This is a genomic window from Pseudomonadota bacterium (genome assembly GCA_036339585.1).
Taxonomy (GTDB): Bacteria; Pseudomonadota; Alphaproteobacteria; order UBA8366; family UBA8366; genus UBA8366.
On record JAYZAS010000020.1, the window covers coordinates 1 to 9,533 of the forward strand.

Genomic DNA, 9,533 nt, shown 5'->3' on the forward strand with positions numbered 1-9,533 from the left:
GCACAACTCGAAGCCGAAGGCAGTCGCCACATCACCCTTCCCGTTAACAAGAAACGCCTCAGCTCACTCAAACAAGTCAGAGTCCTCCGCCGTCTCTTAGAGAAAGAGCGCCCCGACATTCTACACCTACGCTCTCGCTTGCCCGCCTGGCTCGCCTACCTCGCCTGGCGTAAAATGGACCCTATCACGCGTCCCCGCCTAATCACCACCGTGCACGGGTTCTACTCCGTTAACGCCTACTCTAAAATCATGACCCGAGGAGAACATGTGATTTGCGTATCTAACAGTGTAAAAGACTATGTCCTCAAAAACTACCCTGACGTGCAGAAAAACAAACTCACCGTCATCCACCGCGGCGTGGACCCTGTAATGTTTCCCTATGGCTTCAAACCTACTCCCGAATGGCTGGAAATATGGCATCAACAATATCCGCAACTTGAAAGTAAATACGTCGTCACCCTAGCCGGACGCATCACGCGTTGGAAGGGCCATCTAGATTTCATCAAAGTAATCGCCGGCCTCAAAGAGAGAAAAATACCCGTCCACGGTCTTATTGTCGGCGAGCCCCACCCTAAGAAGTTGGAATTTTTGGAGGAAGTCAAAAGCGCAATCAGCGTGGCCGGCGTAGAAAACAACATCACACTTGTCGGCCACCGCAGCGACCTTCGCGAAGTGATGGCCGTCTCCGACGTCATTATCTCCTGCTCCACAGATCCTGAGGCCTTCGGGCGAGTCACACGGGAGGCTCTTGCAATTGGCAAACCCGTCGCGGCCTACGCTCACGGGGGCGTTGGCGAACAACTCGACGCCCTGCTTCCGGAGGGCAAAATCAAAGTGGGTGATATCGACGCCATGGGAACTTTGTTGGAGAAATGGGAACAAGAAAAATGTAATCCTCAACGGAGCATAGTATTTGAATTGAAGCAAATGCTACGTAAGACCATAGATGTTTATTGTGGAATCTTATAACACCTAATAAGCCATGCGCAATAAAACGAACATCATCTGTATTTTATGGGGACGAAAATATACAGAAATTGATGTAAATAGGCTCTTTGGAATGATCCAAAGAAACACCTCCCACGACATTGATTTCCATCTATTTTCCGACGAAGCACTTCCTGACCTGCATCCCGCAATTATTCGCCACCCAGAACCAGCCCAAAACGAAGCGATCTACCATGCAAGTTACAATTACCGCAAAGAGGCCGCCCTCTGCGACAACTCTCTGGGTGACCTCTGTGGACAACGCGTCTTCTTCTTTGATCTGGATGTTGTCATAATGGATAATTTGGACGACCTCTTCAGTTACCCAGAAGGCGACAAATTCTGTATTATCAACGACTGGAATTCCCGAGGCAACAAAGTCGGTCAAGCAACCTGTTACTCGTTTAAAGTCGGCACACTCGGTCATATCAAGACCTACTTCGAAGAAAACTCGAAAGCAGTCATTCAAAAGTATGGAACAGCCTCTCAAGAATACCTCTCCGAGCAAGTAATCAAAAAATTTGGAAGGCTCAATTTCTGGCCCGAAAACTGGTGCCAATCCTTTCGCTTCCACTGTCTGCCTTGGGGATTTCTGCGATATATTATGACACCCCGAAAACCCAAGCCAGGAACAAAAGTCCTCGCTTTCCACGGACACCCAGATATAGAAGACGCCATCCAAGGGCGCTGGTCACCCCCGGATTCAAAAAAAGCAGCTAAAGGCTGGAAAAAGATATACAAACATTGCCTGCCTACATCATGGATAAGGGATTACTGGATTATCTAGTCGCGAGCAATGGAGGAGGATAAGATAATAACGGTAAAACTCGCAAGCCGGGCAGGTCGCAAAGAAGGTGGCACCGATTTGTCAAATCAATGCCCAAAAAACAAACCACAATGGGGTAAATGTCGTTTTATCTGTAACCTCTTCGCGGAAGAATATGATTGGCTTGTCTTGATGGACGACTTTTCACCGCTTTTACCAGGCCGGCAAGAGTTACTTCGTTGTCCGCCATCCCAGACACTTTTACTCACTTCAGAACCTGAATCGGTAACCCATTATGGAAAGGCTTTTGCAGCTCAATTTGCACATGTCATTACTAATCAGAATGAGACAGCCTTGCCACATCATAATGCAATCCGAAGCCAAACTGGAAATGTATGGCATTACGGAAAAAGCTATGCTGAATTAATGGATGAGCCCCCACCGATTAAGACAAAAAAACTCTCAACCGTGTGCTCTGCTAAAAGGCAGGTGCATACTATGCACGCCCGCAGGCACGAATTCACACATGCTCTTAAGAAAGATCTGCCCGAGCTGGAAATTTTCGGGCGGGGAATACGTTTCATCGAAAAAAAATACCAAGCACTTGACCCCTACCGCTTTCATCTGGTTATAGAGAACCACTATGGACCTAACGTGTGGTCTGAAAAACTCGCGGATGCCTTCCTGGGTTATACCGTTCCGATTTACTATGGATGCCCCAACGTGTTGGATTACTTCCCAGAAGACAGCTTAGTTCAAATTGATATTAATGATTATGCAGGCACTCTCCAGATGATCACAAAACTCATCAATACTCCTGGAGAATATGAACGCCGACTAGAGGCAGTCATCGAAGCCCGACGCCTTGTGACCGAGAATTACAATATTGCTAGTATGCTAAGTCGTTTTATCGAGTCACAAAACCGGAAAACCACAAACACACGTCAAATTTTTCTACGTAGCAGAAAAAAGATACGCTCGCACAATCCCGCCGAGCTGGCACGTTACTTGTATTGGCACATAGGGAAAAACCTACACTGATGTATCCTAACCAACAAAGGCAATCTACTTTAGGCGATTATTTATTACATACAAAAAATCTTAAACATTATTCAAAAAATTATGAGTAACTACTTATTTCGGCAGATGCTTGCACCCGCAGGAATATTTCCTGAGAAAACAACCAAAGCCACTGATCTTAGAGCATTGGTAGATTCCATGCGCATAAAGCCTACGAAGCAGAAACTTATTCGTTTGGGCCCGAAACACGATGGTGGTTACCTCATTCCAGAAGATCTTGATGGTATTAAATATTGCTTCTCTCCAGGAGTAGCTGGTTGTAGCGATCTAGAGCTAGAGCTTGCCAAGCGTGGCATGCAGATTTTTCTTGCTGACCGTTCGGTCGAAGCCCCGCCGGTAGTGCACTCCAACTTTCATTTTCAGAAAAAGTTTATCGCCTCGAGTAATTGCGCAAGGGAAGGACTCATAACGCTCGATAGTTGGTATCACGAAATGCTTGAACCGCCTTCAGACGTTTCCCCGGAGGCATTACTTCAGATGGACATCGAAAGTAGCGAGTATGAAGTATTGCATAACATTTCCGAAAAGCTTCTACGGCGCTTTCGTATTATCATTATTGAGTTTCATAAACTAAACCAACTTGCAAACCGCTTTGCATTTAAACTAATGGCTCCCGCCCTTCGAAAGCTACTAAAAAGCCACGCGGTGGTGCATATCCACCCAAACAATCACCGCAAAACACTCAAGTTACACAGTCTAGAAATACCTGCTAACATGGAGGTGACCCTGCTACGCCGTGATCGCTTGCAGCCAACAAAAAAAACGCTGATATTTCCACACCCACTGGATGTTAGTTGCAATCATAGCAAGCCTGAATTAATACTCCCAAAATGCTGGTATGCATAGCTTATCATGCAAAAAAAAATAAAGCGCGTGGCTCTTATTGATGCTGGTTTAAAAAACTACGTAACGGAAGCTATTCTAGCTTTAGTGTCATCACAATATGAATTTCAAATTACGAATGCTCGTGAAGCTGACTATGTTTTTCACTCCGTTGATGGGTATGAGGTCTTGAACTATACAGGTGTCCGAATCTTTGTAACAGGTGAATACGTCACACCAAACTTCAACCTAAGCGACTACGCCCTCGCCTTTGATCCAATTAAATTCGGTGATCGTTACTGTCGCTTGCCGCTTATAAAATTATATAAGGAGTCATACCAAACACTCGTTGCACCCCGTCCTCCCGCGGCCGAAGCGCTTGCACAAAAAACCGGTTTCTGTGCCTATGTAATGACCAACACCAAGAACGGCGCCCCCGAGCGCGAGCAACTAGTTGAAGCGCTAAACACCTATAAATCAGTCGCCCTAGGCGGAAAATGGCGCAACAACGTAGGCGGTCCCGTCCCCGATAAAATAACATTTCAAACTGCATACAAATTTGTCCTTGCTGTGGAAAACTATTCCGCCCCGGGCTATCTCACCGAGAAGTTTGCTCAAGCTGCTCAGTCAAACGCGATTCCCATCTACTGGGGCGACCCAACAATAACTCAATTCATTAATCCAAAAGCTTTCATCAACTGCCACGACTTCAGCAGCATGGACGCCCTCCTTGCACGCGTCCGCGAGCTTGACTGTGACGACGACGCCTACCGCACTATGTTGTCAGAACCTTGGTTTATCAACGGCGAGGAACCTCGCGAGTGGAAAGATGCTACCTTTACCAACTTCCTATGTAATATTTTCGACCAGCCCCACGAATTAGCTTACCGCCGCAATCGCAGTCGCTGGGGCATTAAAACAGAAGTTCAATTGAACAAAATGGCCAATCAACCCTTTCGCCAAAGTTTGTTTTTACTGAAAAAAAAGTGGCGCCAAATTCGCAGGAAATAATATCCATGCACACTTTCGTAATTAACCTTGCTCATGCAACCGAACGCTGGGAACTCATGGAGAAGCAGCTTAAAGCACTTCAGATAGACCACACTCGCGTTGAAGGCGTTTATGGCAATCGTTTGGCAGAACCCATCACAGATTATAACGAAGGGAAGTATCGGATTCTTCATGGCAAAACCACCAATGCAGGCGAGGTTGGCTGTTATCTAAGCCATATAAAAACACTAAGGGCGTTCCTTTGCTCCGATGCGAATCATGCACTAGTCCTTGAAGATGACGTTCAGCTACCTGACAACATTTTCAATCTCATTGAGCAGGCCTTAAATTTTTCTGAACACTGGAACTTACTGCGACTGACTGCATTTAGCCCCGGCAAACACCTTTCTTTCGCCGATCTTTCGGACGGATTTAAACTGTCATATAACTTAAAAGTGCTTAAAAACACTGGCGCCTATGTGATTGACCGCAAAGCAGCGAAATGCGTTCTAGAAAAGATGCTCCCGATGTTCCTTCCTTACGATGTCGCATTAGACCGCGAATGGCATTATGGCTTCAAAACAGCCTGTATCTCGCCCTTACCAATCCCTTTAAACATGGAGCTTCCAGGACAAATACCCCCAACAAGGAAGATTCGTTTTTACCGCTCCACCAGCTATCACGCCTTTCATGCATTAACACATGTGGAACGCAAATGGCACCGATGGAAGTTCTATAATAATGCGCTCTTCAAAACAAAGGAGGACCTGACTTGATTGCGGTGCGCATCAGTGGTGGCCTCGGCAACCAAATGTTCCAATATGCCTTTGCCCGCGCTCTTCAAACTCGGGGAAACCGAGTTTACATGCATTGGCACCCACACCATTCAAAATCTGAACATAACGGCTTCGAGCTCGACCGCGTCTTCCAAACACAGCTCTCCGATAGAATTCCTATCGTTTCTCAGTCGCCTCTCACACGCGGGCAAGCATGGTGGCAGCGCAAAACGGCTCGAAAAAGAGAGGTCCATGAACTTAATTTCCAAGCACATTTCCTCGAAACCCAAGCAGGCTATCTAGATGGTTACTGGCAAACCGAGAAATACTTCGAATCGATTCGCGATAAGATCTGTGCTGACTTCGAGTTCAAACCGCTCATGGGCTCCAAGAACCTTGAGCTACAACAGCAACTCACCCAGAGCGAGACCTGCTCAATTCATATCCGCCGAGGTGACTATGTGGGTCACCCAGAACTCGGTGGCATCTGCGACAAGGCCTACTACAACAGCGCACTCAAGGAACTCTACGCACGAGACCCACACTGCCCTCTTATCATTTTTTCAGACGACATCGAGTTCAGCAAAGACCTTCTTCAAGGACTCACGCGAGTCCAATTCTGCGACTGGAATCGCGGTAGCGATAGCTGGATGGACATGGCATTGATGTGCAGCTGTACCCATCACATCATCGCAAACAGTTCCTTCAGTTGGTGGGGGGCCTGGCTGGCGAAATCTGGTAGGCTAACGCTTGCACCCAAAGTTTGGTCTTCTAAGTTTAAGCCACAAATCGATCTATGTCCCAATAATTGGCTATTGGTTTAACTCCATGTTAGATGATGAAACATTTTTTAAATTATTTTGAGAACACTCGCCGAACTCTTCGTTTGGCAAATCAATACCGCTCGGCGCGTAGTAGCACAATTATACTACAAGATAGAGAAGTAGGGTTATTCTCAATTTACCAGCAGGTGCTGGGCGCATTGGCAGTCTGTAAGCTCATAAAATCCTCCCTGAGGATTGAAAGTGATAAAGGGAGTTATTTTACGAATGGACGCCCGGAGACCGGGTGGTGGACTTACTATTTTGAAAATGATATCTATTTTCCAGAATATCGTCTGTTCGACCGTACAATCAACATCGAACCAACAAAAGGAGCTGCCAAGCTAACTCACTTGGGCAATGCAATGCCCCGCCAGCAGGCCCACCAATTAACCCGATTATTGAAATTGCGGCCCGATGTTTTGAACATGATTGATTCATTTGCTTGTGATAATTTTTCAGGAAACCAAATCATCGGCATTCATTACCGAGGCACCGATAAAGTTCGTGGCAGGTTTTCCGAGGCGGAGCGTGTAAATTACACTAAAATTTATGAAATGATTAAAATGCAAAGGCCCGAGACAATGGTTTTTGTCGCTACCGATGAACAAAACTTTATTGATTCCATGAAAGATCGCTTAGGCGATCGGATCTTGTCAATCGATGCACAACGCAGTTCTGATGGATTACCGATTCATCACCAAACAGAGAGGACTGGTGCAGATTTCGACTGTTACAAAATCGGGCTGGAAGCCATTATGGATTGCTTTCTTTTGGCGCGTACAAACCTCTTAATACGCACCAATTCTAACCTTTCTAAAGTTAGCATGTACTTAAACCCAGGAATTCCGGTCATAGAAATGTAGAACCTTTAGCTGATGACTAGGCGTAAGCCTGCTAACTGCTAAAAGAGGTAAGCCATTCGAACTTTTGCCTATTGTATTCCCCTAAAGCGCAACTTGCACTCAGTGCGAAGATACCCCCAACTGAGAAAATATTTCCAAAAATATCTTTTCCTAATTCGGTGGTTTTCAGCCTTTCGCAACCACTTCCATTTTGGGTCATTACTAATTCCGCCCGTGTAAAAAATAGATATGAGTGCCCCGCAATGCATGCTCTTAACCCGATTCACGTGCAATATTCTTACGAAAAAATCATAATCTGCTGCTATCCTGTAAGATAGGTCATAAAATCCATATTCATAGAATAGGCTTTTTTTTATAAAGCTGCTTTGGTGCGGCATCATTTTTTTTATCAGGAAATCCTCAGGAAGCTTTTGAGGTAATACAAGTAAGTCTGATGTTTCATCTGAAGTTACCACAATATCACCATAGATGATCCCAACATCGGAAAATGGCTTCACAGAGTAGAGAACGTCCGGATCCGCCAACTTATCCCCGGCATTTAAAAATAAAAGGTAGTCTCCACTGGAAAGGCCTATGCCTTTGTTCATTGCATCATAAATGCCGTCATCTGGTTCCGACACAAGATATGTAATGCAATCTTCATAATCACGCAATACATCAAGAGACCCATCGGTTGATGCACCGTCGATAACAATCCATTCCAAATTAGGATATCGTTGGCTACGAATACTATCACATGTGCTCGCGAGTGCTCCTGCCTCATTTAGGCATACAGTTATGACTGATATTTTAACACTCACATCAATTCATCAATTATGCATCTACATTCGGCATTTCCAAACTTTCATACACTTTCAAATATTTCCCAGAGGGCATAAACAACGCTGCAAGAAATTAAAGAGGATATTTTAAATACCAGCATTTAGTTTCGCCTGATTGCATTTTAAAATCGCACGTATTTTAACCATTCCAGATCAAATATGATTTTCATTTCTTTTACCTTTTACATGCTTTGTGCGTAATCTAGGCGCTTATTATTGGTATCATAGAGATACCTTAGTCTTGTTCAGCAAGTAGACAGTCTATCAAATCATCATAATTTTTGATTATAGTTAGGGTGTCACCCGTGGAAGCGCCATCAACAACAATCCATTCGAAGTCTCTAAAGATTTGCGTGCAGATGCTATCGCAGGTTGCTCTTATCGATTTAACCTCGTTGTAACATATTGTGATGATAGAGGATTACAGCAATTTCACTGTAGCCTCTCATCTCTAATTACTATTTTGATCATCATCGGTTCATGAAAAGGCTGATATTTACTGAAGTATCTGTGCCTTTATCAGATAGATGCAATATGTGTAATTTCTTTAATCATTTTTTTGGTCTTATAACGCCTGCGTATTAACTTTTTCAAGCGCCATAAGAAACACACATTCCCCTCCTTCGTATGCCATATTTTCTTAAAAACAAAATCATCTTTAATTCTGTCAACTTCCTCAACGGCAGGGGCAGGCAAAGACTTCAAATCAATAATGTCTTTTTCAGTCGGAAGGCCTTGCGTAAAACCAGTTTTCGTGTGGGTCGCATCATCAGAAAAACCGATATTCTCTATGAGGTTAACGGCAGGAGATACAGATAAACCATTGTTCTCAAGAACTGAAAAAATCCACTGATAGTCCCATGTATTGATCTTCCCAGACCATGCACCATAAAAACATCGAATCCAGTAATAACAGATGTCAATATCCTCATTCAATTCCCGCCACCTACCTGAGACTACGAATTCCCTCAACCCACTTAATTTACGGTCATAACATTTCCATGCTCTCCGCCAAGTTGCCCAACCCCAAATTTGCGGAATGTTTGAAAAATAATAAGCCTTTTCCGCGGTTTTGTCACGAGACTGAAAGTTGATTCCACCAATGTGCATTACTTTTGGGTTATCGCGATAACGTGCTAGAGATGTAGCTGCATAGTCAAAAAAATAAGACGACGGCAAACAGTCATCCTCCAAGATAATCCCCTCTTCCTCATGCTCAAAAAACCAGTCAATGGCCCCCGATACGGCTTCTCTGCAGCCTAGGTTTTCGCTCTGAAAGCGAGTTTCAACCTCACATTCCCAATCAACCTTTGTAGCAATTGAACGAACTTGGGAACAAAGATCGATCTCACCTATACGGTCCGAACGCGCGCCATCAGCAGCCACATATAATTTACTTGGGCGTGCAGCAGCAATTGCCTTAAAAACTTTTTCAGTACAACTTGGGCGATTGAAAACCAAAAAGAGTATGGGAGTTTTAAATATCTTATTAGTATTAATCATTTGACTATGCTTCTTAAAAAAAGGCGGTATTCACAGTCTTGGCAATGCTGTTAACCATAACTACTTAGCAATCCAGACTCAGGCATCGACAACAAAGACTT

At 44.5% G+C, this 9,533-nt stretch carries 10 protein-coding genes; 8 read left to right on the top strand and 2 right to left on the bottom strand.

Annotated features, from left to right (window positions below; genetic code table 11):
• The 8 genes from VX941_11630 to VX941_11665 form a co-directional block, all read left to right on the top strand.
• Nucleotides 1-969, top strand: a 969-nt coding sequence (locus tag VX941_11630) for a glycosyltransferase (protein ID MEE2934054.1), incomplete at its 5' end; no start/stop codon positions are given.
• 13 nt (nt 970-982) lie between these two features.
• Nucleotides 983-1,774, top strand: coding sequence for a hypothetical protein (locus VX941_11635; GenBank protein ID MEE2934055.1), 792 nt, complete (start codon nt 983-985; stop codon nt 1,772-1,774).
• A gap of 9 nt (nt 1,775-1,783) precedes the next feature.
• On the top strand, nt 1,784-2,794 hold the full coding sequence (locus tag VX941_11640; GenBank protein MEE2934056.1) for a glycosyltransferase family 10: 1,011 nt from the start codon (nt 1,784-1,786) through the stop codon (nt 2,792-2,794).
• Between the two features lie 81 nt (nt 2,795-2,875).
• Nucleotides 2,876-3,679 carry an FkbM family methyltransferase gene (locus VX941_11645; GenBank protein ID MEE2934057.1) on the top strand — a complete coding sequence of 268 codons (804 nt, stop codon included), beginning with the start codon at nt 2,876-2,878 and terminating at the stop codon, nt 3,677-3,679.
• Nucleotides 3,680-3,685: 6 nt separating this feature from the next.
• Nucleotides 3,686-4,666, top strand: coding sequence for a glycosyltransferase family 10 (locus tag VX941_11650; protein MEE2934058.1), 981 nt, complete (start codon nt 3,686-3,688; stop codon nt 4,664-4,666).
• Nucleotides 4,667-4,671: 5 nt separating this feature from the next.
• Entirely contained in the window at nt 4,672-5,421 is a 750-nt protein-coding gene (locus VX941_11655) for a glycosyltransferase family 25 protein (protein ID MEE2934059.1), read from the top strand.
• Nucleotides 5,422-5,426: 5 nt separating this feature from the next.
• On the top strand, nt 5,427-6,245 hold the full coding sequence (locus tag VX941_11660) for an alpha-1,2-fucosyltransferase (protein ID MEE2934060.1): 819 nt from the start codon (nt 5,427-5,429) through the stop codon (nt 6,243-6,245).
• An 11-nt stretch (nt 6,246-6,256) separates the two neighbouring features.
• Nucleotides 6,257-7,108, top strand: coding sequence for a hypothetical protein (locus VX941_11665; protein MEE2934061.1), 852 nt, complete (start codon nt 6,257-6,259; stop codon nt 7,106-7,108).
• 68 nt (nt 7,109-7,176) lie between these two features.
• Here VX941_11665 and VX941_11670 read toward each other — a convergent pair whose 3' ends face one another.
• Together VX941_11670 and VX941_11675 are read right to left on the bottom strand one after the other, a co-directional pair.
• Nucleotides 7,177-7,908 carry a glycosyltransferase family 2 protein gene (locus tag VX941_11670; protein ID MEE2934062.1) on the bottom strand — a complete coding sequence of 244 codons (732 nt, stop codon included), beginning with the start codon at nt 7,906-7,908 and terminating at the stop codon, nt 7,177-7,179.
• A gap of 540 nt (nt 7,909-8,448) precedes the next feature.
• A complete protein-coding gene (locus VX941_11675; protein ID MEE2934063.1) occupies nt 8,449-9,432 on the bottom strand; it encodes a nucleotide-diphospho-sugar transferase in 984 nt (327 codons plus the stop codon).
• Between the last annotated feature and the right edge of the window lie 101 nt (nt 9,433-9,533).

Excerpts from the sequence above, each read along its gene's own strand:
- VX941_11650 (MEE2934058.1), top strand. The coding sequence starts at position 3,686 with ATGCAAAAAAAAATAAAGCGCGTGGCTCTTATTGATGCTGGTTTAAAA.
- VX941_11655 (MEE2934059.1), top strand. The coding sequence starts at position 4,672 with ATGCACACTTTCGTAATTAACCTTGCTCATGCAACCGAACGCTGGGAA.
- VX941_11645 (MEE2934057.1), top strand. The coding sequence starts at position 2,876 with ATGAGTAACTACTTATTTCGGCAGATGCTTGCACCCGCAGGAATATTT.
- VX941_11675 (MEE2934063.1), bottom strand. The coding sequence starts at position 9,432 with ATGATTAATACTAATAAGATATTTAAAACTCCCATACTCTTTTTGGTT.
- VX941_11665 (MEE2934061.1), top strand. The coding sequence starts at position 6,257 with ATGATGAAACATTTTTTAAATTATTTTGAGAACACTCGCCGAACTCTT.
- VX941_11635 (MEE2934055.1), top strand. The coding sequence starts at position 983 with ATGCGCAATAAAACGAACATCATCTGTATTTTATGGGGACGAAAATAT.
- VX941_11640 (MEE2934056.1), top strand. The coding sequence starts at position 1,784 with ATGGAGGAGGATAAGATAATAACGGTAAAACTCGCAAGCCGGGCAGGT.